Genomic DNA, 550 nt, shown 5'->3' on the forward strand with positions numbered 1-550 from the left:
CAGCCAGTATGAAGTGTATATGGCCACGCGCCTCGAAGGGGAAGACACCTTCTTTTTACCCTTTAACAAAGGCACCAAGGATGGTGGAGCCGGTAACGATGTACCTAAGGATGTGAATCAGTACGCCACCGATTATTTATGGAATGAGGTGTTACAGCCCGATAACCTGCTGAATATTCTTGCCCGTTTTGTGCATTTACAAATCGAAGAAAAGGAAGACTGGGAAGGGCGTAAGTACAAGAAAGAGACATTAATCTTCCCGCGTTACCACCAGTGGGATGTGGTCACCAAATTGGTTGATGCTGCCCTTACCGAAGGCCCAGGTAATAAGTATCTGATACAACACAGTGCCGGTTCCGGTAAATCCAACTCCATTGCCTGGTCGGCGCATCAGTTATCCAGCATTCATACCGCAGAAGGTAACAAACTGTTTGATTCGGTGATTGTGGTCACTGACAGAACCGTGCTGGATGATCAGCTGCAAGAAACCATCTCGCAGTTTACCTCGGTAGAAGGTGTGGTGGGGCGTATTAACCGCAGCGAAGGTGAT

General features: G+C 48.2%; 1 protein-coding gene. It reads left to right on the top strand.

The genetic code is table 11. The features are described 5' to 3' along the window. Nucleotides 1–19: 19 nt before the first annotated feature. A partial coding sequence (locus tag A3766_RS00830) for a DEAD/DEAH box helicase family protein (RefSeq protein WP_231882802.1) occupies nucleotides 20–550 on the top strand: 531 nt, incomplete at its 3' end.

Source organism: Oleiphilus sp. HI0132, assembly GCF_001635845.1.